This is a genomic window from Klebsiella sp. BIGb0149 (assembly GCF_004362605.1).
GTDB lineage: Bacteria > Pseudomonadota > Gammaproteobacteria > Enterobacterales > Enterobacteriaceae > Klebsiella > Klebsiella terrigena.
In genome coordinates this window covers 30,647-55,329 of sequence record NZ_SNYG01000001.1, presented here as the reverse complement: position 1 = coordinate 55,329, position 24,683 = coordinate 30,647, and the positions used below count along the sequence as shown (strand labels likewise).

At 56.5% G+C, this 24,683-nt stretch carries 23 protein-coding genes; 6 read left to right on the top strand and 17 right to left on the bottom strand.

Annotated elements, in window-relative coordinates:
• Positions 1-453, bottom strand: coding sequence for a YaiI/YqxD family protein (locus EDF75_RS00265; RefSeq protein ID WP_045854174.1), 453 nt, complete (start codon positions 451-453; stop codon positions 1-3).
• A 116-nt stretch (positions 454-569) separates the two neighbouring features.
• Between EDF75_RS00265 and proC the strand changes: the two genes are divergently transcribed.
• Complete coding sequence (gene proC, locus EDF75_RS00260; protein ID WP_133596352.1) at positions 570-1,379, top strand: pyrroline-5-carboxylate reductase; 810 nt, start codon at positions 570-572, stop codon at positions 1,377-1,379.
• A gap of 42 nt (positions 1,380-1,421) precedes the next feature.
• On the opposite strand, the gene psiF is transcribed toward proC, so the two are convergent.
• The 7 genes from psiF to EDF75_RS00225 form a co-directional block, all read right to left on the bottom strand.
• Positions 1,422-1,742 carry a phosphate starvation-inducible protein PsiF gene (psiF, locus tag EDF75_RS00255; RefSeq protein ID WP_041144255.1) on the bottom strand — a complete coding sequence of 107 codons (321 nt, stop codon included), beginning with the start codon at positions 1,740-1,742 and terminating at the stop codon, positions 1,422-1,424.
• Between the two features lie 91 nt (positions 1,743-1,833).
• Positions 1,834-3,264: an alkaline phosphatase gene (gene phoA, locus EDF75_RS00250; protein WP_076945460.1), complete on the bottom strand. Its 1,431-nt coding sequence runs from the start codon at positions 3,262-3,264 to the stop codon at positions 1,834-1,836.
• 87 nt (positions 3,265-3,351) lie between these two features.
• On the bottom strand, positions 3,352-3,612 hold the full coding sequence (iraP, locus tag EDF75_RS00245) for an anti-adapter protein IraP (RefSeq protein ID WP_041144254.1): 261 nt from the start codon (positions 3,610-3,612) through the stop codon (positions 3,352-3,354).
• A gap of 365 nt (positions 3,613-3,977) precedes the next feature.
• A complete protein-coding gene (gene idnR / locus EDF75_RS00240; protein WP_133596348.1) occupies positions 3,978-4,970 on the bottom strand; it encodes a DNA-binding transcriptional regulator IdnR in 993 nt (330 codons plus the stop codon).
• A gap of 66 nt (positions 4,971-5,036) precedes the next feature.
• Complete coding sequence (locus EDF75_RS00235; RefSeq protein ID WP_045854169.1) at positions 5,037-6,326, bottom strand: MFS transporter; 1,290 nt, start codon at positions 6,324-6,326, stop codon at positions 5,037-5,039.
• 110 nt (positions 6,327-6,436) lie between these two features.
• Positions 6,437-7,201 carry a gluconate 5-dehydrogenase gene (gene idnO / locus EDF75_RS00230; protein WP_133596347.1) on the bottom strand — a complete coding sequence of 255 codons (765 nt, stop codon included), beginning with the start codon at positions 7,199-7,201 and terminating at the stop codon, positions 6,437-6,439.
• Positions 7,202-7,377: 176 nt separating this feature from the next.
• Entirely contained in the window at positions 7,378-8,577 is a 1,200-nt protein-coding gene (locus EDF75_RS00225; RefSeq protein WP_045854167.1) for a multidrug efflux MFS transporter, read from the bottom strand.
• A 336-nt stretch (positions 8,578-8,913) separates the two neighbouring features.
• On the opposite strand from EDF75_RS00225, the gene ddlA reads away from it, so the two are divergent.
• The gene (gene ddlA / locus EDF75_RS00220) at positions 8,914-10,011 is read left to right on the top strand and encodes a D-alanine--D-alanine ligase (RefSeq protein WP_133596345.1); all 1,098 of its coding nucleotides are present in this window, start codon (positions 8,914-8,916) and stop codon (positions 10,009-10,011) included.
• Between the two features lie 76 nt (positions 10,012-10,087).
• Here the strand turns inward: ddlA and EDF75_RS00215 are convergent, their stop codons facing one another.
• Entirely contained in the window at positions 10,088-10,291 is a 204-nt protein-coding gene (locus EDF75_RS00215; protein WP_045854165.1) for a DUF2754 family protein, read from the bottom strand.
• A gap of 254 nt (positions 10,292-10,545) precedes the next feature.
• On the opposite strand from EDF75_RS00215, the gene EDF75_RS00210 reads away from it, so the two are divergent.
• A complete protein-coding gene (locus tag EDF75_RS00210; RefSeq protein WP_133596343.1) occupies positions 10,546-10,848 on the top strand; it encodes a DUF2755 family protein in 303 nt (100 codons plus the stop codon).
• Here the strand turns inward: EDF75_RS00210 and EDF75_RS00205 are convergent.
• The 3 genes from EDF75_RS00205 to EDF75_RS00195 all read right to left on the bottom strand — a co-directional run bounded on the left by EDF75_RS00205 (position 10,845) and on the right by EDF75_RS00195 (position 13,823).
• On the bottom strand, positions 10,845-11,954 hold the full coding sequence (locus EDF75_RS00205) for a DUF1615 domain-containing protein (protein ID WP_133596341.1): 1,110 nt from the start codon (positions 11,952-11,954) through the stop codon (positions 10,845-10,847). The genes EDF75_RS00210 and EDF75_RS00205 overlap by 4 nt on opposite strands.
• Before the next feature lie 18 nt (positions 11,955-11,972).
• A complete protein-coding gene (gene sbmA / locus EDF75_RS00200; protein ID WP_133596339.1) occupies positions 11,973-13,193 on the bottom strand; it encodes a peptide antibiotic transporter SbmA in 1,221 nt (406 codons plus the stop codon).
• Positions 13,194-13,310: 117 nt separating this feature from the next.
• The gene (locus tag EDF75_RS00195) at positions 13,311-13,823 is read right to left on the bottom strand and encodes an isochorismatase family protein (protein ID WP_166646107.1); all 513 of its coding nucleotides are present in this window, start codon (positions 13,821-13,823) and stop codon (positions 13,311-13,313) included.
• 221 nt (positions 13,824-14,044) lie between these two features.
• Here EDF75_RS00195 and ampH point away from each other — a divergent pair, with 221 nt between their 5' ends.
• Positions 14,045-15,202 (top strand): D-alanyl-D-alanine-carboxypeptidase/endopeptidase AmpH, encoded by a 1,158-nt coding sequence (ampH, locus tag EDF75_RS00190; protein ID WP_133596336.1) that lies wholly within the window; start codon positions 14,045-14,047, stop codon positions 15,200-15,202.
• On the opposite strand, the gene iprA is transcribed toward ampH, so the two are convergent.
• Positions 15,203-15,826, bottom strand: a complete 624-nt coding sequence (gene iprA / locus EDF75_RS00185; RefSeq protein WP_133596334.1) for a hydrogen peroxide resistance inhibitor IprA — start codon at positions 15,824-15,826, stop codon at positions 15,203-15,205. It abuts the gene before it with no gap.
• 91 nt (positions 15,827-15,917) lie between these two features.
• Complete coding sequence (gene ehaB / locus EDF75_RS00180; RefSeq protein WP_133596332.1) at positions 15,918-18,869, bottom strand: autotransporter adhesin EhaB; 2,952 nt, start codon at positions 18,867-18,869, stop codon at positions 15,918-15,920.
• A 503-nt stretch (positions 18,870-19,372) separates the two neighbouring features.
• On the opposite strand from ehaB, the gene hemB reads away from it, so the two are divergent.
• Complete coding sequence (gene hemB / locus EDF75_RS00175) at positions 19,373-20,347, top strand: porphobilinogen synthase (RefSeq protein WP_133596330.1); 975 nt, start codon at positions 19,373-19,375, stop codon at positions 20,345-20,347.
• Positions 20,348-20,502: 155 nt separating this feature from the next.
• Complete coding sequence (olsF, locus tag EDF75_RS00170; RefSeq protein ID WP_133596328.1) at positions 20,503-22,203, top strand: bifunctional ornithine lipid synthase OlsF; 1,701 nt, start codon at positions 20,503-20,505, stop codon at positions 22,201-22,203.
• 32 nt (positions 22,204-22,235) lie between these two features.
• On the opposite strand, the gene tauD is transcribed toward olsF, so the two are convergent.
• From tauD to tauB, 3 genes are read right to left on the bottom strand one after another with little or no spacing between them, the layout of a single operon-like run.
• The gene (gene tauD, locus EDF75_RS00165; RefSeq protein WP_133596326.1) at positions 22,236-23,087 is read right to left on the bottom strand and encodes a taurine dioxygenase; all 852 of its coding nucleotides are present in this window, start codon (positions 23,085-23,087) and stop codon (positions 22,236-22,238) included.
• Entirely contained in the window at positions 23,084-23,911 is an 828-nt protein-coding gene (gene tauC / locus EDF75_RS00160; RefSeq protein ID WP_133596324.1) for a taurine ABC transporter permease TauC, read from the bottom strand. Before tauC ends, tauD begins: the two co-directional genes overlap by 4 nt.
• A complete protein-coding gene (gene tauB, locus EDF75_RS00155) occupies positions 23,908-24,675 on the bottom strand; it encodes a taurine ABC transporter ATP-binding subunit (protein WP_041144239.1) in 768 nt (255 codons plus the stop codon). Before tauB ends, tauC begins: the two co-directional genes overlap by 4 nt.
• Between the last annotated feature and the right edge of the window lie 8 nt (positions 24,676-24,683).

Here is a 24,683-nt window from a genome sequence, read left to right as displayed (position 1 = left end):
CTACCGACCTTTCGCTTCTGTAAGCCACTTCTCCAGCGCGGCGGCAAACTGCTGACGGTCGCGCTGCGATAGGGTATCCGGGCCGCCGGTTTGCACGCCGCTGGCCCGCATCGTTTCCATAAAATCACGCATCGTCAGGCGCTCGCGAATGGTGGCCTCGCTGTAGCGCTCCCCGCGCGGATTGAGCGCCGCGCCGCCTTTGGCCAGCACTTCGGCGGCCAGCGGAATATCGGCGGTAATCACCAGATCGCCCGGCTCGCACAGGCGAACGATTTCATTATCGGCGACATCAAAGCCCTGCGCTACGCGCAGGGTACGGATAACGCGCGACGGCGGCACCCGCAGCGCCTGGTTTGCCACCAGCGTCGTTGGCGTTTGCGTGCGCTCGGCGGCACGAAACAAAATCTCTTTAATCACGTTTGGACAGGCGTCCGCATCAACCCAAATAGCCATTCCAGCTCCTGTTGACGAAAAAGGGGGCTATTATTGTCACCTGCTTTTGTCCCCCGGGAAAGCTCCGGAGTGATAAGCTAGATAGCTCACGACAAAATAAGCACAGGAGAAGGGTGATGGAGAAGAAAATTGGCTTTATCGGCTGCGGTAATATGGGTAAGGCCATTCTCGGCGGCCTTATCGCCAGCGGGCAGGTACAGCCGGGGCAAATTTGGGTCTACACCCCGTCGCCGGATAAAGTAGCGGCCCTACGCGACCAGTACGGTATCAACGCGGCGCAGAGCGCTCAGGACGTTGCCCAGGTTGCAGATATTGTGTTCGGCGCGGTAAAGCCGGGGATCATGGTTAAAGTGCTGAGCGACGTGGCCTCCAGCCTGAATAAAGATTCTCTGGTGGTCTCCATCGCGGCGGGCGTCACCCTCGATCAGCTCGCGCGCGCGCTGGGACACGATCGCAAGATCGTCCGCGCCATGCCTAACACGCCCTCACTGGTCAACGCGGGGATGACCTCCGTCACGCCAAACGCGCTGGTCACCAGCGAAGAAACCGCTGAAATTCTGACAATTTTCCGCTGCTTTGGTCAGGCTGAGATTATCTCTGAGGCGATGATCCATCCGGTGGTCGGCGTCAGCGGCTCGGCGCCGGCCTACGTGTTTATGTTTATCGAAGCGATGGCTGACGCCGCCGTGCTCGGCGGCATGCCTCGGGCTCAGGCCTATAAGTTTGCCGCCCAGGCGGTGATGGGCTCGGCGAAAATGGTGCTGGAAAGCGCAGAGCATCCGGGCGCGCTGAAGGATATGGTGTGCTCGCCGGGTGGAACCACCATCGAGGCGGTTCGGGTACTGGAAGAGAAAGGTTTCCGTTCAGCGGTGATCGAAGCGATGGTGAAATGCATGGAAAAATCGGAGAAGCTTAGCCGCTCCTGAAGCCGGGCATAATCGGGTGAGGCCCGGCCTCACCCGTTTCCACTACCCCTGTTTTTTCAGGCAGGCGCTCATAAATTTCTTACGATCGTCCCCTTTCAGCGACTGCTGGGTCGCCTGACCGTTACACTCGCCCATTTTTTGCTGCTGAGGCGTTAACCCTTTGTTCTCCGGAGCCGGCGCATCTTTCTTCAGACAGCTGCTCATGAACGCCTTACGCTCATCCCCTTTCAGCGCTTTCGCCGACGCATCTTTGTTACAGACCGTCATTTTTTGCTGCTGGGGCGTCGGCGTTTTTTCCGCGGCACTGACCGCAGTGGCAAAGACCAGGCCAAACAACAGGGCAACCAGTAATGTTATTTTCATCGCACCATCCTTCTGTGAGTCAATCCCTGTAAGTCTGGTCGCTGACGGGAAAAAAACCAGCCGGCGGCTGAAATTCGCCGCCGGCACGGGCTTATTTCAGGCCCAGAGCCTCTTTCATGGTATAGAACAGGTCGGTCTGATCGGTTAGGCCGACGACGTTCCCGGCGTGCGGGCCGTAGGCGGCGATACGCAGCTGCGTCCCGGTATGCTCCATCGACTCACCCTCGGAGTTACCGTAGCTCATCACCATCACCGCACCGTCTTTGGTGGTCAGGGCCTGCGTCAGGCCCGGCGCTTTAGAATCTGCGGGGATGATCTGGCTGGAGTGCGCGTGGTCGGCGGTTACCACCACCAGGGTATTGCCATCTTTTTTGGCGAACTCCAGCGCTTTCTGCACCGCTTCGTCAAGATCGACGGTCTCGCCAATCTGGCCGCACGGGTTCGCCGCGTGATCCTGTTTGTCGATGGAGGCACCTTCAACCTGCAGGAAGAAGCCCTTCTCGTTGCTGCTCAGCAGGCTGATGGCTTTATCCGTCATCTGCGCCAGCGTTGGCACCGAGGCATCGCGCTTCGCGTTCGGCGTACAGGTTACCGCCGGCTTGTCGATATTGCCGTGCAGGGAGGCTTTAGGCCCTTCCCAGCGAACCGGCATATTACCGTCAGAAAACAGCCCCAGCAGCGGTTTACCCTGGTTGGCTTCGCCGACCGCGGCCAGCGAAGCGGCGTCGGTAACAATCTGGTAGCCGCGAGCGACCGCCTGGTCATGCAGCGTTTTGCCCTGCCATTCACCGGCGGTGGCGGTTTCGGCGAAGGTTTTAGCCCCGCCGCCTAGCGTCACGTCGGCGCGGGCGTTCAGCAGCTGCTCGGTAATCGAACCCTTGCCGCCCTTTTCCAGCGCGTTGCCCGGACATTTTTCGCTGGTAACGCTGGGGCCATAGCACTTACGTGAGGTCACGTGCGCCACCAGAGCGGCCGGCGTGGCGTCCTGCAGTTCGGCGGTAGAGACGTTGCCGGTAGCAAAGCCGGCGGCTTTCGCCAGCTCAAGGATGGTCTGGTGATCTTTCTCGTGGATATCGACGCCCAGCGCGCCGTTATAGCTTTTGACGCCGGTGGTCCACGCCGTCGCGGACGCGGCGGAATCGGTCACATAATCCGGCTTGCCGGTTTTCTTATCCAGAGAATAATGGGTGTATTGACCGGTCAGCGGCAGCGCATCAATACCTTTGAAGAAGCCGCCCGCGCCTTCGGCATAATTGCGTGCGGCAGTAATTTCTGAATCACCCATTCCGTCACCAATCAGCAAAATAATATTTTTAGCTGGCTTGTTGATTAATGAGGCCTGTAACGCGGCAGTTTGGTCGCCGCTTAAACGACGAGCGCCGCCGGGAGCGGTGATATCTCCCTGGGCGGCACGATTATCGAGCGCCGGGGCGGACGGGGTATCAGCATGAATAACCGGGGAGGCCAGCAGAGGCAGCAGGGCAATAAAGAGGGCGCTTAATTTCACTTTTGTCGTCTCCATGTAAAAATACTTAAAAAACAAAACGAGGGAGACTTTATAAAAGCGATGTGACAGTAAAATGACAGCATCCATGCCTTGTCACAGGCGCTAGCTACGAGGATGCCGCAACAGCTTTTTTATATATTGCTGCAACCGCTGGGCATCGCGCTCGTCAACCAGCGGACCGGGGCTGGCCTGCTCGATAGCCTGTTCAATATCGTTAATTAACGCCTGCTGAGCGTCCTGCTCCATATGCCTTAGCAGCGCCGTGACCACCACTTCCAGCGCCTCAACCTGCACCGTCAGCTCCTTTGTTTCCTCTTCCTTTTGTGCCAGATTTACCAGTAGCTCGGCAATGAGATTCTTCACAACGCTTTATCCTTAGGCGAGGTCAGTGAGTTGCTATTTATGTCATACATTAGCCGTCGGATACCAGAATTATTTTTTTAAAATGATTACTCGCCGCAATCAATATTTAGCGAAACGTTTTGCTCATTACTTATTTGGCGCGAGGGGTCCCCTGAATACCGGCGTAATAATCTTCATAACTAAATTTAATAGATAAGAGTTAAAAGGAATATTGCTATTCCAGCGCCCGCGAAAATAAATTCGGTTGCAGAAAGGCGGCCAACCTGGCAGGAGCATAGCCCGCAATCTGAGGGGGCGAGGCCGGTGGATGAGTCGGGAGCCGCAGGGTCAAGGCATCAGCAATTTCAGGGATAGCGGATATATAACTATAACGTATCGCCATAATATATCTGATAGCCCAAATTCACGCTGTCCGGTGCATCTTTACCGGCAAGTCTGGCAAGCAGTATTTCGCTGGCCGTTTTACCGATGTCATAACGTGGAGTAATGACGCTGGCTATTTTCTGCAAACTTGCGCGGCCAATTTCCAACCCGTGAAAACCAGCAATAGCCATATCCTGCGGCACCGTTTTACCCTGAGACTGACATTCAAGCAATACGCCAACCGCCAGATCGTCATTGGTACAAAAAATCGCGTCGATACCCGGGCACGACTGCTGCATTTTCAGGAACATCTGCCGCCCAAGGGCGACCGAAGAAATAGTACGCGGAGCCATGTGATACGCCTTCAGGCCATGAGCCTGCAGCGCCAGTTCGGTACCGCGAAAACGGCTCAGATCGCGGGGATCGTCCATTGAGCCAAAGAAGGCAATTGACCGTTTGCCGCTTTCGAGAAAAGCGTTGGTCATATCCCGTGCGGCCTTTTCGTTATCGAAGCCCACCTGAATATCAAGCTGCGGGCCACCGAAGTCCATCAGTTCCGCAACCGGAATACCGCTCGCGCGTACGTATTGGATCATGCGATCGCTATGCTGCTTGCCGGTCAGGATCAGGCCATCGATGTTATATGAAAGCAGGTTGAGCACTTCGCGCTCTTCGCGCTGGGGGTCATATTCGTAGTTAGCGATCAGGGTCTGGTACTGATGCGCGGAAGTCACCGACTCAATACCGGCCAGCACGTCGGCGAAAATCTGATTGCGAAACGAGGGGATAAGCACGCCGATTGTTTTACTGCGCGCGTTGAGCAGGATTTCCGGTGCCCGGTTGGGGATATAGTTATTCTCTTCCATGACTTTAGAAATAAGCTCGCGGCTACGCTGCGACACCTGGCCTGGGTCGCGCAAATAGCGGCTCACCGTCATTTTATTAAGCCCCGCCAGGTTGGCGATATCCTGTAATGTCATCCGGCTGTTTTTCATCAGGTTCTCTACGACAAACGACTTATGTACTCGCAGAGAACCTTACCACAGCAGCTACGTTTTATGTTAACCCGCAACCTTTTTTGCCGTCAGCAGCGATGAAGAGGGTTCATTATTGGCCCGCACGTTATACATCAGCACCACCGAGGCCAGCAGCGCGATAGCCATAAAGGTGTAAGAAACGCCGGGACCGCCCGTAACGCCATTCAAATAGCCAACCAGCCACGCGCCGAGGAAAGCACCAAGCGCCCCGAAGCTGTTAATCAGCCCCATAGAAACGCCGGAGACGTTACGCGGCAGCAGCTCAGGAATCAGCGCAAAGAAAGGACCGTACGGCGCGTACATGCAGGCGGCGGCAATCACCAGCAGCGCATAAGAGAACCAGAACGCCTGGTTGCCCACCATCCACGAACCGAAGAAGGCAATAGCGGCGATCAGTAACAATGGCCAAATGAACAGCTTACGATTCTGGAACTTGTCCGACAGCCAGGAGACCGTCAGCATTAATATAATGGCAGCCAGATACGGCACGGCCGCCAGCCAGCCTACCGCCACAATATCCATCTGTGCGGCATTTTTCAGAATCGACGGCATCCACATCATAAAACCGTACACGCCGATGCTCCACAGCGCATGCACGGCGCACAGCATAATGACGTTGCGCGATCGCAGCGCCTCGCCATAGTTACGTACCGGCTTGATATGGCTCTGTTCGCTATCCATCGCCTGCTGTAGAGCCTGTTTTTCCTGCTCGTTCAGCCAGGAGACCTCTGAAGGTTTATCGCGAACCAGTATCCACCAGCATACCGCCCACAGAACTGCCGGAATGCCTTCGATAATAAACATCTCCCGCCAGCCCCAGGACTGAATCAGGTAGCCGGAAACGATAGACATCCACAGCACGGTGACCGGATTACCGAGGATCAGGAAGGTATTGGCACGCGAACGCTCGGTTTTGGTAAACCAGTTGCTGATATAAATCAGCATCGCCGGCATCACCGCCGCCTCGACCACGCCGAGGGTAAAGCGAATAGCCATCAGCATCGGAATATTACTGACAAATCCGGTCGCCGCCGCGCAGACGCCCCATAATATAAGGCTGCAAAAAATCATTTTGCGCACGCTGCGCTTTACGGCATATATCGCGCCGGGAACCTGAAAAAAGAAATAGCCGAGAAAAAAGAGCGCACCAATCAGCGACGCGGTCCCTTTGGTTATACCTAAATCATTTTCAATTCCCGCCGCGGCGGCAAATCCGTAATTCGCGCGGTCAAGATATGCCAGACTATAGGTAATAAAAATGATGGGCATTAAATACCACCAGCGACGCGCTGGTAACTTCGCGAGCATTTGCATAAGCAATCCTCAGATTATGTTCGTAGGCAAACGGGTTTAATTATGACTTCAGCTTAATTTTATTAACTGCGCCTAAAGCAGCAGCGATACAATCTGGATTAGGGTGGAAATTAGACGGCGGCAAGCATTCCTCCATCGACAAACAACAGATGACCGTTGACGAAGTTTGCCGCCGGAGAGGCCAGGTACACCGCAGCACCAATCAGCTCCTCCGGTTTTCCCCAGCGGGCTGCCGGCGTACGCTGATACAGCCATGCGGAAAACGCCTCGTCATTCACCAGCGCAGCCGTCATTTCGGTCGCAAAATAGCCGGGGGCAATGCCATTAACCTGAATATTATATTCCGCCAGCTCCACGCACATTCCACGGGTAAGCATTTTGACCGCTCCTTTCGATGCGGCATACGGAGTAATGGTTTTTCGCCCTAATTCGCTTTGCATCGAGCAAATATTTATTATTTTACCCGCACGGCGCGTCATCATATATTTAGCGACCTGCTGCGAGACGAGGAACACCCCTTTCTGGTTAACTTCAATAACCCGATCCCACTCCGCTTCGGGGAATTCAGTAAAAGGATATCGGCGCTGGATCCCGGCGTTATTAATTAAAATATCAATCGCCCCAATTTCCTGCTCAATACGGGTAATCCCGCGCTCGACCTCCTCCGCCCTGGTCACATCAAATGCGCATCCCACTGCGCAATAACCCCGATCAACCAGCGCCTGCGCGGCCTGGTCCGCACGCAGCTGGGTCCGATCGTTGATAATTATCTCCGCGCCGTACTCTGCAAGGCCGCCGGCCAGCAGATTACCAATCCCCTGGGCAGAACCGGTGATGAGCGCTCGCTTCCCCGATAAATCGAATAAATTTCTCATAAAACCTCTTTTAAGATAGCTGTTACGCGTAACTGTATACGCGTAACAGTTACAAATAGAAGGGGAAAAGAGGTGAAAATGATCATTTTGTGATCGGAGATACATTTATCAGCGGGAGGGATCGGTAACCGGCATTTACGCTGTGACGTAAATACCGGCAGAAGGGAGGAGTGTGATTACGCCGTCGCCTGGCGGCTGCGCCGCAGCATAACCGCCAGCTGCCAAAGGTTAATCAGCACGATAATCGCCGTGGCGATAAACACCCAGCGGAAGCCGGCCATTGCCGATACCGAGGCGCCAATCAGCGGCCCGACGACGTTCCCCAGATACATAAACGACTGGTTATAGCCGAAGATGCGTCCGGTCACGCTATCGCTGCAATATTTGAGCAGCAGCGTTTGCACCGCCGGCAGCATCGCGCCGTCGGCAAAGCCCAGCATGAAGCGCAGCACGCCCAGCTGCAGCGGCGTGGTCACGAACGACATCGCAAAGAACATCACCACCGCGCAGCACAGCGTCGCCAGCAGGATCCGCGAGGTGCCAATCCGATCGCCAAGCTTGCCTAAACGCGGGGCCGAGATCAGCGCCGAAACGCCCGGCACGGCGGCAATCATGCCGGCGAGGAAGGCAATATTATTGCTCTCCGGGGCCATCGATTTGATAAACAGCGCCAGAATCGGCCCGATTGAACCGTTGCACAGCTGAATCACGAGGGTGGTGAAGAACAGGCTAATGACCAGGCCAGGATAGGGCAGCGAAGCAAATACCTCCCTGCCGCTTAGGCGATCCGCCTTATTGACCTGCGGGCGCACGCCCTCTTTAATCAAGAACAGCGTCACCAGGAAGCTCACCGTCAGCAAAATGGCGGTAATGATAAACACCATTCGCAGACCAACGTGGTCGGCGAGGAAGCCTCCCAGCAGCGGCCCGCCGATGACGCCGCTAATCTGCGCCGTCGATAGCGTACTGAGCGCCCAGCCGCTGCGTTCGCGCGGCACCTGAGAGGCCACCAGCGCCATCGCATTAGGAATATAGCCGGAAGTCAGCCCCATCACCGCACGCAGGATAAACAGCTGCCAGACGTTGGTCGCAAAGGCCTGAAGCAGGATGGCAATCGCCATTCCCAGGGAGGCGCGCAGCAGCATCAGCTTGCGCCCTTTGCGATCCGCGAGGCTGCCCCACATCGGCGAAACAATGGCCGATACCAGGAAGGTGACGCTAAACGTCAGGCCTGACCACATCGACAGCGCCTCGTGAGAGGTGACGCCCAGCTGAGAAACATAGAGCGGCAAAAACGGCAGAATTTGGCTGATTGCCAGGCCGGTAAAAAAGCAGCCGAACCAGACAGAGATGAGATTAACCTTCCAGGATTCCATAACTACGCGTATTCATTAGTTTTTTGTGAATTATTATCTAGCTTAGCAAGTTCCCTCCGCCGGCGTATTACCAGAGATGCGCTCGCGATGAGTTTAGTGTTTTATCATTCTATATCCCAATTTATAAAATATTATCAGAGCTAATCGCCTGAGCCTCAGGGCGTTGTGCTGACTTCGCGTCGCCGCCGCGCATCGACTCCCGCCCTCGCCTGCTTATCCGCAGCGGCGGTTGCACAGCTTTTAACCCCCCGCAATCTGCCGCAGAGATTCTGGCAGCCATGCCGTCATCACGCATGCTATGTTATGTGCTTTGATGTAATCAGGATGGAAGTTGAAATGGCTAAGATGAGGGTTGGGATCGTTTTTGGCGGCAAGTCGGCAGAACATGAAGTGTCGCTGCAGTCGGCGAAGAACATCGTGGAAGCAATTGATAAATCGCGCTTCGACGTCGTTCTGCTGGGGATTGATAAACAGGGTCTCTGGCACATTAACGATGCCGGTAACTATCTGCTGAACCCGCAGGATCCTGCCCATATTGCGCTGCGTCCCTCCGATGTCACGCTGGCGCAGATTCCCGGTCGCCAATCCGGGCAGCTGATTAATGCCGACAGCGGCCAGCCGCTGGCCGCCATCGACGTCATTTTCCCGATAGTGCACGGCACCCTGGGAGAAGACGGCTCGCTGCAGGGCATGCTGCGGATGGCTAACCTGCCCTTCGTCGGCTCGGACGTGCTCGGCTCCGCCGCCTGCATGGATAAAGACGTCACCAAACGCCTGCTGCGTGACGCCGGCCTGTCTATCGCGCCGTTTATTACCCTGACCCGCGCTAACCGCCAGCGTTTTAGCTTCGCTGAAGTGCAAAACACGCTCGGCCTGCCGCTGTTTGTCAAACCGGCCAACCAGGGCTCTTCGGTGGGCGTGAGCAAGGTGAACAACGAAGAGCAGTATCAGCAGGCGGTCGACCTGGCCTTTGAATTTGACCATAAAGTAGTGGTTGAACAAGGAATCAAGGGCCGGGAGATCGAGTGTGCGGTACTGGGTAACGATGAACCTCAGGCCAGCACCTGCGGTGAAATCGTCCTCAACAGCGAATTCTACGCCTACGACACCAAGTACATTGACGACCAGGGAGCGAAAGTCGTCGTTCCGGCGGCCATTGACGGTGAAGTTAACGATAAAATTCGCGATATCGCCGTTCGCGCCTATCAGACGCTCGGCTGCAGCGGCATGGCGCGCGTCGACGTATTTCTGACGGCAGATAATGAAGTGGTTATCAATGAAATCAACACGCTGCCAGGGTTTACCAATATCAGCATGTATCCCAAACTGTGGCAAGCCAGCGGACTGGATTATACCAGCCTGATCACCCGCCTGATTGAGCTGGCGCTGGAGCGTCACGCCGCCGATCGCGCGCTGAAAACCTCGATGAACTGATGAAATTGCCCCGGCGACGCAGCGCTTGCCGGGGCGACAGCTTTACGGCCCGGGTGGCCGCGAAACCGTCAGCGCCCTAGGCTTGCTCCGCCGGACGACGGCGAATAATAAACCCCGCCAGCCAGAAGCTAATGACCCAGGTCACCAGCCCCACGGCATAGGATTGCCAGCCCTGAGTTTCAAATCCCAGCAGCCCCACCACGCCGTTCAGAATAAAAATTAACCCCAGCGCAATAGCGTAATAGTGCCAGTCACGGCGAATTTTCTCAGTGAGCTTCATGACAACTCCAACGGCAAAAAAAGCATCTTCGCACAGGTGCAATCCACGGTCTGTAGCGGCGTTGAGAATTATTTAACAGTGGGAGATGGCTCTCTCTTTGCCAAACTTTTAGCACGCTAGCAAAGCGGCAAGTTCAGGAGTATTCCTGGCCGAAAATTACCAGCAATCTGATACTGGATAGCGCCCCCCGCTGCCAAAATAATCGCCGTGTAGCCGGTGTAAAAAACGGCTGAGAAGTGGAGTACGGAGGTTATATGGCAGAGTTTGCCTTTTCAAAAACGCTCTTTGGCAAAAAAAGAAGGAGCCCGCTGACCAGCAGCAATATCGCCTACGGACTGTTTGTGCTGTTCTGCTTCTGGGCCGGGGCGCAAATGCTGAGCATGCTGGTGCACGCACCCGGCGTTTTTGAACACTTAATACAGGTCCAGAATACTCACCATCCGCGCGTAGAAATCGGTCTGGCGGTGGGGACAATATTTGGCCTGGTCCCCTTTCTGATTGGCTGCCTGCTGCTCGCTTTTCTCGGGCTGTTCCTGCGCTGGCGCAATAATCGCTAACGACGCGCCATGCAGCTGGCGCGCCGCTCATCAACCCGCTTCGCGAACCAGGCGGTGGTCAGATTTCGCGTAATTTTAGGGCTTTCGAGCTGGATCCCGGGGAGTATTTCCCGCGGTACGGCCTTGCCTGCTTTCTTATCAGCAAGGCGGAAAACCTGCTGATAGAGGTCGGTTTTCTCAAACGCCAGGCTGTCGCCTTTCTTCAGCTGTCGGTGAATATCGTCATCACTCATCGCCAGCCGTCCGGCGACGCGCCGCACCGCCAGCTCGGTGGTCCCCGGCTCGTCGCTGTCGTAGCGAATCAAATCCCCGTCCAGCGCCAGCTTCACGCCGCTAACGTTGCTGACCGCATGCTGAAATGCGGCATTGCGGCTGGCGTACCAGCCGGCGTTGAAATCAGCAAAACGATACAGCGGCGCGCTATAGTTCGCCGGGTAGTTCAGCAAATGCCGGGTGCCAAACCACAGGCCGCCGCGCAGGCTAAAGACCTCCTTGCGCACGGAGCCCTCCATTTTCCACGGATAGCCGTCGGTGTGCTGCTGGGCAAAGGCGATGCTGACCTGCATCGGGCCGCCGGTATGCACCGGGTTGAGGGAGCCAAACAGGGTCTGGCCCATCGGTACCATGTCGATAAAATCGTCAAAAACGGCGCTCAGCTGCTTCTCCGTTTTCACACTATCCAGGCGCTCGCTGTAGCTTTTGCCGTTCGGCGAAGGAATTTTTAGCGCGGTATGCACGACGAACAGCGGAATGTGCATTTTCTCCGCCCGGCGGTCTATCTCCTGCCAGGCGATTTTATTCAGCCCCGGCACCACCGGGTCAGACTGATAGTTGGACTCCTGCTGGGCCACCGCGAGCACCGAACAGACGTTTTCTTCCGTCGGTGCCAGCTTCTGGCTTTCGAAGGCTTTAGCTATCGCCTGCGCCCATTCGTCACGGTCCTTCACGCTGGCCGGCATTTTTTGCCGGACTACGGCGGCAACGTCCACGGGCTTTTCGCCTTTTTTTAGCGCCGGCCCCTGATTACTGGTACAGGCGCTGAGAACCATCCCCGCCAGAAGCGTCAGGGAGAGCGAAACAATACGAGTAGAGGCTGCTGCCGCCATAATCCTTCCTTGAGATAATTAACCGAGCGTTTGCGTGACTTCATTCAGCTCTTTGCCATCGAGCTCACGCTCAAAGCTGCGCAGACGTTTGTAGATGGACATCAGCTCCACCAGCGTCGTCCAGGAGCTGATCAGGTACTGGAACGAACCGCGCACCTGGCCGAATACGTTGGTTATCTGCGTCATCAGGCCCAGCGTAATGGTACCGGCAACGATCGACGGAAACAGCAGGAACAAACCGAAAACGTTATCGACCTGCAGATAGAGAATGCGCGCGATGTTGAAGTACATGTAGTGGAAATAGAGGCGGAAATAGTTGCGGCGTACGGCACCGAACAGCTCGCGTACGGTCGGCGGCGTCGCGCGAGCTGCGTCGTCTTCGCCGTACACCAGCTCTTTACGATAGGCCGCCTCAACGCGCTGGTTTTTAAACTCCAGCCCCGGCAGCTTGATCCCCACCACCGCCAGCATACCGGTTCCCATCAGCGACCAGACGATCGCCGCAATCACCAGGCCATACGGCAGGTGGCCAACAATCGGCAGGTCCGGCACGTGCTCGGACAGGGTGACCAGCACCGGCAGAAAGGCAATCAGGGTCATCACCGCGTTGATAAAGCTGACGCCCATATCTTCAAGGGTGGAGGCAAAGCGCATGGTATCTTCCTGCACACGCTGGGCCGCGCCTTCGATATGGCGTAAATGGTGCCAGTGCGCCATGTAGTGTTCGTTCATCGCGGTACGCCAGCGGAAGACGTAGTGGCTGACGAAAAAGTTGTTCATCACGCCGATAATCACCGCAATAACCGCAATCCCGAGGAATACGCCAATTTCTTGATAAAACTGGTTAATGCTGACCTTATGCGGCGTGGCCAGCGCGGCCTGTATCAGATCGTAGAACGGCGCGTACCAGGCGTTAATCGCCACCCCGACTTCGACCATAAACCAGGTGACGAAGATAATCAGCGCTGTGCCGAGGATCGACCAGTACTGCCAGCGATGCGGACTGTAGATAAACCAAAACAGAGCGAACACGCCGACGCAGAACATATAGTAAACGTAGAACAGCAGATAGTTCAGCGACCAGAAGCGTGCGGCGCTGATGGCCACGTTTTGCGATGCGCCGGCTATCCGCAGCAGCCAGTCGCCGCCGCCCGCCTGCCAAAAGATCACCGCCAGCAGCGACCAGATAAAGGCAGAGATAAAAAACGGCCCCGGTTTGGGGAAAAAAGATTTAAACATCATGCTCTCCTGCTAACTTCTTATCATTCTGATTATGCTGTGTACCACGACAATGCCCGCCGCAGAGAAGCAGCGGCAAGGAAAGGCGACCGAATTATGAGACCGGATATCAGCAGCTTAGTTCGTCTGCCAGGCGCCAAGAATTGTTTCTGTGGATTTCACGCGTACGGGATTGCCGGGGACGGTCAGCGTACGCCAGACCTCGTTATAGTGGGCAATCAGCGTTTGCGCCTGCGCCGCCGGGCGGTTAGCGGTAGTATGCGCATCCTCGGCAACGGTTATCGCATAGCCGCGGCTGGCGCCGTTCTTGATGGTGGTATCAACGCAATAGTCCGTTGCGCAGCCGCAAATCACAAACTGCGTAATGTCCTGCTCGCTCAGCGCCTGCGCGAGGCGGGTCTGGTAAAACGCATCGCAGGCGGTTTTAGTGACAAAAATTGCATTTTCCGGCTGCTCCAGCTCAGCCAGCAGCGCAAAACCTTCGCTTCCCTCTTCCAGCCCACCATCCTCAGCGTGCTGAATAAAAATCACGCGATCCGCGGCGCGGATCAGGCGGTTAATTTGTGCGACGCAGCGCTCACGCTCAATACGCGGGGTCGCAAAAACGCCATTTTGCATATCCACTACCATTACTACCCGCTGAGCGGCCATGTATCTCTCTCTTACAACCTGATTAACCAAACAATAATCATACGCGCCCGCCGGGTAAAGCGGGTATCGAAAGCGTAAAAAATCGTTTTTTACGCACCGTTACGTTTTTCCATGAAATATTGTCGTCATTGCGCTTCGCTGTGCGCCGCTTCGTAGTATAAATACGCTCTATATCTCTTTTCATCATATGGATACCCCCGTTGAAACGTAGTCTGCTCATTTTTGCTGCGCTGTGCGCGGCGTCGTGGACATCGGTCCAGGCTGCTCAACCGAGCGTCGACCCGGAATTTGCCTCCGATGTTGTCGACCGTTACGCCAACCATATCTACTACGGTAGCGGTGCCACCGGCATGGCGCTGGTCGTCATCGACGGTAACCAGCGCGTTTTTCGCAGCTTTGGCGAGACGCGTCCGGGCAATAATGAACATCCTCAGCTGGATTCCGTTATCCGCATCGCCTCACTGAGCAAGCTGATGACCAGCGAAATGCTGGTGAAAATGCTCGATCGGGGGGTGGTGAAGCTTAACGATCCGCTGAGCAAATACGCTCCGCCGGGCGCTCGGGTGCCGAGCTATCAGGGTACGCCGATTACGCTAGTTAACCTGGCGACGCATACCAGCGCCCTGCCGCGTGAACAGCCCGGCGGCGCGGCGCACCGCGCGGTCTTCGTCTGGCCAACTCGCCAGCAGCGCTGGGAATGGCTGTCGACGACGTCGTTGAAAGCCGCGCCCGGCTCGCAGGCCGCCTACTCCAACCTCGCGTTTGATCTGCTGGCGGACGCCCTCTCGAACGCCGCGGGCAAGCCTTATCCGCAGCTGTTTGAAGAGCAAATTACCCGCCCGCTGGGCATGAAGGACACCACCTTTACGCCATCGCCGGATCAGTGTGGCCGCCTGATGGTCGCCGAGAAGGGTGCCAGCCCGTGCAACAACACCCTGGCGGCGATCGGCAGCGGCGGCGTTTACTCCACCCCGGGCGATATGATGCGCTGGATGCAGCAGTTCCTCTCCTCTGATTTTTACACCCGCGGCCAGCAGGCTGACCGCATGCAGACGCTGATCTATCAGCGCAGCCAGCTGACCCGCGTTATTGGTATGGACGTGCCGGGGAAAGCCGATGCGCTGGGCCTTGGCTGGGTTTATATGAAGCCGAAGAACGGGCATCCGGGCATTATTCAGAAGACCGGCGGCGGCGGTGGATTTATTACCTACATGGCGATGAACCCGCAGGCTAACGTGGGCGCCTTCGTGGTGGTCACCCGTTCCTCGCTGACGCGCTTTAGCAATATGAGTAACGGCATCAATGACCTGGTTAGCGAACTCAGCGGCGAAAAACCGCTGACCGTTCCCGAATCCTGATTAATATTCTGAAGGCAAATGGTTGATGCTGACCAGTTTGCCTTTATCCATCTCGATATAGCCGCCCTTACGCAGAGCAGCAAGCACTTCGGCAACAACGGAGCGCGAAATACGCGTTTTTTGATGAATATAATTCATAACGCCAATACGGAAGCGTAATTGTTCGTCCCAGTCAATCATCGACAGCAGCGTTGCGCGAATTTGCTCATAGGAGTTATTACCGATTAGCTGCAGGTCGCGTAGTTCCATAATGCGGTTATGCCATACCAGCCAGCAGAATGCGTCGCGCCACAAATTATTCTGGTCGATTATTTTAATCGCCTGGGAGGAAGGCAGGTGGTATCCGCTGCACTCTCCCTCGGTCATTAATTTATATTTCACCTCATTTTTCATTACCCCATCGGCCAGCCCGATAATAAAAGGGGCCTGAGCGATACCCACAAGGATATTTTCACCTCTGCGCAGCGAGATTACGCCGGCCAAAATAACCACCGTTTTGTCGCAATGTATATCGTTCGAAAATATAATCTGCTTTTCACTGCAAAAATCGAAGCGCGTGCCGTATTTTGACAGGCATTGATCCAGCTGATCAAATTCATTAAGCGGTTTACTCAGCGATAGCATTTATGCATTCCTGACAATAATGCCCGTCAACTCCTTGACGGGCATACTTTTAGATTAAATAACCTTTAATGTTTTATCACTGCAAACTATCTTACCAGGTGTATTTAACGCCCACGTTAGCAGACCAGTCCTGATCCACATCCCCGCCGCCGAGGTAGCTCACATCGGAGTAGGCGCTGAAGCTGCGGGTAAAGCTGAACTGCGTACCCAGCCCAACGCGTACCGCAGAACCTTCGGTGCCGTTATCGATAGCATCCCCGTTGACCTTAGCGTTGTTGTCGGCATCGTCATACACGTAGGCCAGCTTGAAGTAAGGCGTAAGCGCCTGATCGCTGCCGTAGCTAAAGGTGTAGCCCGCATCAACGCCCAGCTCATAGCGCATGCTGTCGTAAGACTGTTCGCCTACCTTCATGCCGTTGCTCAGGCGGTAGTCGTCCCCGGACTGGAACAGGCCGGATACGCTGCCGTACGGGGTCACATAGCCCGCATCGCCCAGCTTCCAGTCGTAGCCCAGCTTCAGACCAAAGCCCCAGGCATCCGTGGAAGTCCTGCCATCGACGTACTGGCCGTTGCTCATGCTGGCAGACAGCTCGTTGTTGAAGCGAGAGTAGTTCAGAGAGCCGTCAACGAAAACGTTGTTCGCAAAGCGGGCGGACGAGTAGACGTAGGCCGTCTGGCTGTCCTGATCCACCTGACCGCTGCGATCGCTCAGGTCGCCTTTCACGAAGCCCGCTGCGGCCCCGACGATCCACTGGGCGTGGTTACCCTCAATTTTGCTATCCAGACCCAGCATGACGCCGTTGACGTTCTGATCGTAGCTGATGGTGCCGTTATCGCCGTTGAAGCTGCCGCCGAAGTAGCTGCCCCAGACGCCGCCGTTATCCGCCAGACCGTGCCGGGAGTGGGTCAGACGCGTCGCCACGGTATCCTGCTGCAGGTTCCAGATATTGCTGTTCGCGGACGGGATGCTGAGCGCCATATTTGCGTAATCGGTCAGCGACCGCTGCTGCATAACCACCACGTTGCCTTCCTGCTTAGCCTGCCAGGTGTAGGCACCCAGATCGGCTTTGTTTGCCGCAGAGAAGGTAGCGGTGCTGCTCTTGTCGTTAACATAGACCAGCTCTTTGCCTTTGTAATCAGCAATGGAGCCCGTACCTACCGCGTTATCAATACGCACTTTATAGTTGCCGGTGGCGGCCGCAACGTTATCGCCCGCGTTATCCACTTCAGACTGGTCAAAAGAGGTGTCGGAGTCACCGTTGCCGTTGATGGTCAGGTGACCATCAGAGTTCATGGCGATGATGCCGTAGCCGTAGTTTGGCTTAGCGGTATCGTTAGTGCGATCGTTGGTTAAATCGGCATTCAGCACGAAGCGATTGCTGTGAACGTTTAACACGCCAGCATGTACGTCCCCGCGGGCATCCGTCGAGCTGGTCAGGTTCAGCGTATCGGCCTGCAGCGCGTACGCCGTGCTGTTGCCCACATCGAGAATACCATCGTGGGTGACGTTGACGATGTTGGCATACAAGGCAGCATCATCCACGCCCCAACCGGCGGAGACATCGTCGGCAATTGTGACGATACTGTTGTCGATTGTCAGCGCGTGGGTCGCGACGTGGCCATCTTCCGCGATCTTCAGAGCAGAACCGCCGGTCAGAGAGATGGTGTCAGAGACCAGGGTGGAATCCGCTACGTTGACCACAGAACTGCTGTTGATGCTTAAAGTATCAATCAGCGACGTTTTGGTGGTATCCCACCGTGAACCGCCGTTCAGCGTCACGTTGAACAGACCGCTCTGATAGACTTCATTGCCGGCAACGTGGCCGTTTTCATTGTAGGCCGTATCGCTGCTGTTGATCCCATAGGTTGACCATGGCCACAGGCTGTTCGCCGCGACATCAATCAGCGTTGCGGTCGCTTCAGTGCCTTCGCCAAAGCTGTCGTAAACGCCATCGCCATCGGAATCGATCTGATGCGTGGAGATCGCGGCCCCCACCCACTTGCTGCCGTTATTCAGCGTGACATCCATGCGGTCGGTGCCGTCCCAACCGTTAGTATCTACGGCAGAATTGGTATCCCGATAGCTGTCCGCACCGCTCGGGAAGAAATTGTGGTCAAAGTTACTGGCAAAAAGGATGTCACCCATCAGGGTAGAGTTAGTGAGGTTAACCGTCGTCTGCATCGCGTTATCCGCATTCGGATTGGCGATAGCGGAGATCGCGACGTCATCAGTATTGAAGCCGGCATCGCCGTTCACGTTCAGGCCGCTACCGCCGTAATCGCTGGCGTTATTGTTGTTGCCGAACCAGCCGGAGGTGCCTTCATCCGCCCATGATCCGGACGTCACGGTAGAATCCGTCACGCTAATCGTGTTGTGAAACACTTTGCCGCTGTTGACGCCGGTGCTGACGGTATTGTCGTCAATATCCCCCCACTCATAGCCCTGGGTTAGGGTTATGCCGGCAACGTGGGAGTTATTTTTGACGACCAGATCGACCTCCTGATCAAGCGTAATGGCCGTCCCCAGATCGTAAACGTCAACAACGTGCGTATCTACGGAGCCATCGGCGTGCGTGCCGTTGTAGGTATAGTGCTCGTAGTTATCATCAATGGTCGAGTTATCAACGGTCAGCGCCAGGCGGTCATAAACGTAGCCGGTAGCGTCACGCCCCACGCAGTCGGTGGTCATGCACTCGGAGGTGATCATCCCGTGAATGGTGCTGTTTTTAATAGTCAGGCTATTGCTGTTCGCGTTGGTAGCAAGACCATCGTCCAGATAGTAAGTCGAGATCACGCCATTAACGACGGACTTATTGATGACCGGATAAATGTCACCGTTATAAAGACTATCCGTCGCATAGTTATTCCAGCCTACATAGCCATTATAATAAACACCGTCGACATAGTTCGCGTCGTTATAATGTTTAAATGTCGTGTAGTTGGTTCCAGATATATCAGTAACAGCACTTGCCTGAGAGGTGATTGCCAAAGTGCAGGCTAATGCTAATTGTGAAACTGCAAATTTCTTTTTCCAAGGGTGCATTGTCATCCCTCCTCAGGGACGTAATATCGTTGATCCATCAATTATCAATACGTAGAAGAACATTATTATGCTTCGCGGAACGATTATGCGGTGTCAGCGAGGAAAGGTTCAATTATTCTTTAGCCAAAGTCCGAAACCGGACAATAATTTAACCAGCACAACTCCCGGAAATAAAAAACAAACACTCTAACTTCAGTTAATTAGCCATGAAATAAACACCAGATATAAAATAAACAAATACATTAGCAAACAAACAAAATAACAATGAATAAACAGAGCAAAACCTTCACCATATTAAATATATAACTCCCATTAATTCCTAAAACATCCAATAAAAAACAGCCACTGAAAATATAAATATTCGCCATGCGCATTCAATTCAGCAACCCATTATTATGGCCAGCACCGTCCGACCGACGGGAGATTTTAAGCCACTTTCGTAAAACGTCCGCCCTCAGGTTCGGGTATACTGCGGTCTTTCATTTCACAAAATCAGGCAAACCATGACAGATTTAATCACTCGCCCGCGCCGCTTGCGTCAGTCCGCTTCGCTACGAGCCATGTTTGAAGAGACAACACTGAGTTTGAATGACCTGGTGTTGCCGATCTTTGTTGAAGAAGAAATCGACGATTACAAAGCCATCGAGGCCATGCCCGGCGTGATGCGCATCCCGGAGAAACACCTGGCGCGTGAAATCGAGCGTATCGCCAACGCCGGTATCCGCTCGGTGATGACCTTCGGTATTTCCCATCACACCGACGCCAACGGCAGCGATGCCTGGAACGAAAACGGCCTGGTCGCGCGGATGTCGCGTATCTCTAAAGATGCGGTACCGGAGATGATCGTGATGTCCGATACCTGCTTCTGCGAATACACCTCCCACGGCCACTGCGGCGTACTCTGCGAGCACGGCGTAGACAACGATGCCACCCTGGTGAACCTCGGCAAGCAGGCGGTTGTTGCGGCAGCGGCCGGCGCTGATTTTATCGCGCCATCCGCCGCGATGGACGGCCAGGTGCAGGCTATTCGCCAGGCGCTGGATGCCGCCGGGTTTACCCGCACCGCCATCATGTCCTACTCCACCAAGTTTGCCTCTTCGTTCTACGGCCCGTTCCGCGAGGCGGCGGGTACCGCGCTGAAGGGCGATCGTAAAACCTATCAGATGAGCCCGATGAACCGCCGGGAAGCAATTCGCGAGTCGCTGCTCGATGAAGCCCAGGGCGCTGACTGCCTGATGGTGAAACCGGCCGGCGCCTATCTTGATATCCTGCGCGATATCCGCGAGCGCAGCGATCTGCCGATCGGCGCTTACCAGGTCAGCGGCGAGTACGCGATGATCAAATTTGCCGCTCAGGCGGGCGCCATCGATGAAGAAAAAGTGGTTCTGGAAAGTCTGGGAGCCATTAAGCGCGCCGGCGCAGATCTGATCTTCAGCTACTTCGCCCTTGATCTCGCCGAGAAGAAAATCCTGCGCTAAACCCGTCTTGCGGGCGACAGGCTGCGCGCGCAGGCCGGGAATTTTCCTGACCTGCGCCGCGCTTTCGGGTCTGCCAATACCGAATCTTCACCCAACTGCAATATAAGCGACACTTCCGCCTTCTACTGTCTCGGCAGGACGGAGGAGGAAGCGCTATGTTTAGTCTCGATCATGTACTCGACGACCTGTGGCCTCAGGCCAGGCCCGCCGCCTGGCAAAAGAAGCTGCTAAAAAAACTGCTCCATGAGGAAGAGTTTCAACAATTTGCCGCCCGCCATCGCCACCTGAAGGGGCTCGATACGGTCGAACAGGTGCTGGAACACCTGAATATTCGCTGCGCGATCCCGGCGCACGATCTGGAACAAATTCCCGAGCACGGCCCGCTGGTGATCGTCGCCAATCATCCTACCGGTACCCTCGACGGCCTTGCGCTACTCTATGCCGTCTCCCGCGTTCGCCGCGATGTAAAAGTCGTGACCAACCGCCTGTTGACCCACCTTGAGCCGCTCAGCTCGCTGTTCATTCCGGTCGATAATATCAACGGCCGTACCGCTAAAGCCGCGCTGCAGCAAATGGATCGCCAGCTGCAAAACGGCGGCGTGCTGATCTTTTTCCCGGCAGGTGAGGTCTCGCGCCTGACGCGCCGGGGGATCCGCGATAAGAAATGGCACCCCGGCTTTATCAAGCTGGCGACCAAATATCGTGCCCCGCTGCTGCCGGTGTGGATCCGCGCGCACAACAGTGCCCTGTTCTACGCCAGCACCCTGCTCTCAGAAAACCTGCCGCTGCTGCTGCTTATGCAGCAAATGTTCCGTCGCCGCAACAGCAGCCTGCCGATCGGCATTGGTCAGCAGATTGCCTGGTCCAGCTGGTATAGCCCGCAGATGTCTCCCCGGGAGCTGGCGGACCGCTGCTATCGCCACGTCGAGCTGATGGGCAAAGGTCTGGCGGGCCTCTTCAAAACGGAAAGCGCCATCGCCCGCCCTGAAGATCGCGCGCTGATAAAACGCGAGCTGCACCGCGCGGAGTGCCTGGGGCATACCGCCGATGGCAAAACCATCTATCTGTGGCAGCGCAACGGTCAGGACGACGCCCCGCTGCTGCGCGAGCTCGGCCGCCTGCGGGAGATCGCCTTCCGCGCGGTGGGGGAAGGTAGCGGCAAGCGTCGCGACGTCGACGGCTATGACGACGATTATCTGCACCTGATTCTGTGGGATGAGGAAGATCTGGAGATCGTCGGCGCCTATCGCTTTATGCCCACCGCAATGCAGCTGGAAAAGCGCGGGCTGGAGGGGATTTACAGCTATAGCCTGTTCCATTACGACCAGCGGATGGACGACATTCTCCAGTACGGCATTGAGCTGGGGCGCAGCTTTATCCAGCCGCGCTACTGGGGACGGCGCGGGCTGGATTATCTGTGGTCGGGGATCGGCGCCTACCTCGCACGCTACCCGCACTACCGCTATCTGTTCGGCCCGGTGTCTATTTCCGGCGGCCTGCCGCCGGCGGCCCGCGATCTGCTGGTGGCCTTCTATCGGCTGTGGTTCCCGGCGACCCACCCGCTGGCGGAGTCGCGGCGTCCCTATCCCGCTTCGCTACCGGACGTGCTGGCGCAGTTTAGCGGCGAGGATTATGCCGAGGATCTCACCCGGCTGAAGTCGCTGCTCGGCAATCTCGGCTGCGCCATTCCGCCGCTGTATAAGCAATACTCCGAAGTGTGCGAGCCGGGCGGCGTGCAGTTTATCGACTTCGGCAGCGACCCTGACTTCAACAACTGCGTGGACGGGCTGGTGCTGGTGGATTTGACGTTTTTAAAAGCCAACCGCTATCAGCGCTATATCGGCGCGCATCTGTAATCAGCCCGGCCTGCGGCGCGCTGCCGCAGGTTTTAACCGGCGCGATAGTACGGCTTATCGCCGAGGATCGTCGCCCGGTGCATAATGCGCCGCTGCGGCAGATAGTCGGCGTTGGCGTAATGCTGGGTCACGCGGTTATCCCAAATCGCCACATCGTTCGGCTGCCAGCGCCAGCGCACCTGAAACTCCGGTTTCGTTATATGGCTAAACAGGAAGTTCAGCAGCGCCTCGCTCTCTTTCTCGGTGACGTCAACAATACGCGTGGTAAAGCCTTCGTTAACGAACAGCGCCTGCCTGCCGGTCACCGGATGCGTGCGCACCACCGGATGCAGCAGCGGCGGGTTCTTCTCCACCGCCTCCAGCCAGCGCCGGTGCTCCTCTTCGCTGCCGCGGTATTTATACTCCTGGAACGATTTACGGAAATCATGCTCCGCCCGCAGGCCGCTCAACAGCTGGCGAAAAGGCTCGGAAAGCGCTTCGTACGCCGCCACGCCGCTGGTCCACAGGGTATCACCGCCGGTGGACGGCAGCTCTTTCGCCGCCAGAATCGCGCCGGCGGGCGGCGTCTCGATAAAGGTGACATCGGTATGCCAGTTGTCGTTATCCGGCGGATTATCATCATGGGTGTCGAGCACGATAATTTCATCGACGCCCGGCGCGTGGGGATAGACCGGATGTATATGCAGGTCGCCAAAGCGCAGCGCAAAGTCACGCTGCTGCTGCGGGGTAATATTCTGCTCGCGCAGGAACACCACCTGATGGCGCAGCACCGCGTGATACAGCTGCTCAAACTGGTTATCGCTCAGCGGACGCGCGAGGTCCACGCCGGCTACCTGCGCGCCAATATAGGGCCCCAGCGGGATAATGCTCAGACGTTCACTCATTGTACTTCTCCATGCCAGGGCGTCAGGCGGCGCTGCAGCGCGCGCAGCCCCAGTTCCAACAGAAACGCAATTATCGCAATCACCGCAATCCCGGCCAGCACCACGTCGGTTGCCAGGAATTCGCCGGCGGATTGCACCATAAAACCTAATCCGCGAGTGGCGGCGATCAGCTCCGCGGCCACCAGCGTTGACCAGCCCACGCCAAGACCAATGCGCAGCCCGGTGAGGATCTCCGGCAGCGCGCCGGGTAAAATAACCAGCCACAGCACCTGCGCGCGGCTGGCGCCTAGCGACTGGGCGGCGCGAATGCGCACCTGCTGGGCGCTTTTCACCCCCGCCAGCGCCGACATCGCCACCGGGGCGAAGATCGCCAGATAGATCAATAAGATCTTCGACGTCTCGCCGATGCCGAACCAGATAACCATCAGCGGGAGATAGGCCAGCGGCGGCACCGGGCGGTAGAGCTCAATTAACGGATCGAGAATGCCGCGCACCGTCGGGCTGAGCCCCATGGCGATCCCCACCGGAACGCCGAGCAGCACCGCCGCCAGCAGCGCTATCACGATCCGCGTCAGGCTCGCCGCCAGATGCTGCCAGAGGGTGGCATCCATAAAGCCCTGCGGGCCGGCAATGGTTATCAGCTTGTGCAACACCTGGCCCGGCGGCGGCAGAAACAGCGGGCTAACCAGCTGTAGCGCCGCGACGGCCCACCAGATAGCCAGCAGCACCGCCAGCGTCGCCGCGCTCAGCGTCAGCTGGCGGGAAACCGGCCAGCGCCACTTCAGCGGCCGCCGACGCGGTTTATCGTTGATGACCACGCTCATGAGAAGGCCTCCCGTTGTTCAAATACCCGGCTCAGCACGTATTCACGCTGCTCGATAAAGCGCGGATCGGATTTAATGCTGCGGCAGGACTCGCCGGCGACGAAGCGGCGGCCAAAGTCGAGCGGTAGCCGCTCCAGCACCCGCCCCGGGCCCGGCGACAGCAGCACCAGCTCGGTGGCCATAAACACGGCCTCTTCAATATCATGGGTGATAAGCAGTACCTGCTTGCCGGTCTCGTGCCACAGGCCGAGCAGCAGGGTTTGCATCTGTTCTCGGGTAAAGGCGTCCAGCGCGCCGAACGGCTCATCAAGGAGCAGCAGCTGCGGATTGGCCGCCAGCGCTCTGGCAATCCCCACCCGCTGGCGCTGGCCGCCGGAAAGCTGCCAGATAAAGCGTTTTTCCGCCCCTTCGAGACCCACCTTCTTCAGCATCTGCGCCGCCGTTTCCCGGCGGAGCGCTTTGTCCACGCCCGCCAGCTGCAGCCCCAGCGCCACGTTATCCTGCACGTTACGCCACGGCAGCAATCCTTCATGCTGAAAGACCACGCCGCGTTCGGCGCCCGGTCCCGTTACGCGCTGCCCTTCAAGGACGATGCTGCCGTGCTGATAAGGCACGAATCCGGCAATCAGGTTCAGCAGCGTGGTTTTACCGCAGCCCGACGGTCCAAGGACCACCAGCAGTTCGCCGCTGTCCAGCGTCAGGTTGATATCCGCCAGCGCCGGTTTGCCGCCGTAGTCGGCAAAGAGATGCGAGATTTGCAGCATCGTGACCT

Coding starts and splice junctions, on each gene's coding strand:
- tauC (WP_133596324.1), bottom strand. CDS start 23,911: ATGAGCGTGGTCATCAACGATAAACCGCGTCGGCGGCCGCTGAAGTGG.
- hemB (WP_133596330.1), top strand. CDS start 19,373: ATGACAGATTTAATCACTCGCCCGCGCCGCTTGCGTCAGTCCGCTTCG.
- proC (WP_133596352.1), top strand. CDS start 570: ATGGAGAAGAAAATTGGCTTTATCGGCTGCGGTAATATGGGTAAGGCC.
- idnO (WP_133596347.1), bottom strand. CDS start 7,201: ATGAGAAATTTATTCGATTTATCGGGGAAGCGAGCGCTCATCACCGGT.
- EDF75_RS00205 (WP_133596341.1), bottom strand. CDS start 11,954: ATGGCGGCAGCAGCCTCTACTCGTATTGTTTCGCTCTCCCTGACGCTT.
- tauD (WP_133596326.1), bottom strand. CDS start 23,087: ATGAGTGAACGTCTGAGCATTATCCCGCTGGGGCCCTATATTGGCGCG.
- sbmA (WP_133596339.1), bottom strand. CDS start 13,193: ATGTTTAAATCTTTTTTCCCCAAACCGGGGCCGTTTTTTATCTCTGCC.
- psiF (WP_041144255.1), bottom strand. CDS start 1,742: ATGAAAATAACATTACTGGTTGCCCTGTTGTTTGGCCTGGTCTTTGCC.
- phoA (WP_076945460.1), bottom strand. CDS start 3,264: ATGGAGACGACAAAAGTGAAATTAAGCGCCCTCTTTATTGCCCTGCTG.
- tauB (WP_041144239.1), bottom strand. CDS start 24,675: ATGCTGCAAATCTCGCATCTCTTTGCCGACTACGGCGGCAAACCGGCG.
- EDF75_RS00210 (WP_133596343.1), top strand. CDS start 10,546: ATGGCAGAGTTTGCCTTTTCAAAAACGCTCTTTGGCAAAAAAAGAAGG.
- olsF (WP_133596328.1), top strand. CDS start 20,503: ATGTTTAGTCTCGATCATGTACTCGACGACCTGTGGCCTCAGGCCAGG.
- EDF75_RS00235 (WP_045854169.1), bottom strand. CDS start 6,326: ATGCAAATGCTCGCGAAGTTACCAGCGCGTCGCTGGTGGTATTTAATG.
- EDF75_RS00215 (WP_045854165.1), bottom strand. CDS start 10,291: ATGAAGCTCACTGAGAAAATTCGCCGTGACTGGCACTATTACGCTATT.
- ehaB (WP_133596332.1), bottom strand. CDS start 18,869: ATGCACCCTTGGAAAAAGAAATTTGCAGTTTCACAATTAGCATTAGCC.
- EDF75_RS00265 (WP_045854174.1), bottom strand. CDS start 453: ATGGCTATTTGGGTTGATGCGGACGCCTGTCCAAACGTGATTAAAGAG.
- EDF75_RS00195 (WP_166646107.1), bottom strand. CDS start 13,823: ATGGTAGTGGATATGCAAAATGGCGTTTTTGCGACCCCGCGTATTGAG.
- EDF75_RS00225 (WP_045854167.1), bottom strand. CDS start 8,577: ATGGAATCCTGGAAGGTTAATCTCATCTCTGTCTGGTTCGGCTGCTTT.
- ddlA (WP_133596345.1), top strand. CDS start 8,914: ATGGCTAAGATGAGGGTTGGGATCGTTTTTGGCGGCAAGTCGGCAGAA.
- iprA (WP_133596334.1), bottom strand. CDS start 15,826: ATGCTATCGCTGAGTAAACCGCTTAATGAATTTGATCAGCTGGATCAA.
- idnR (WP_133596348.1), bottom strand. CDS start 4,970: ATGAAAAACAGCCGGATGACATTACAGGATATCGCCAACCTGGCGGGG.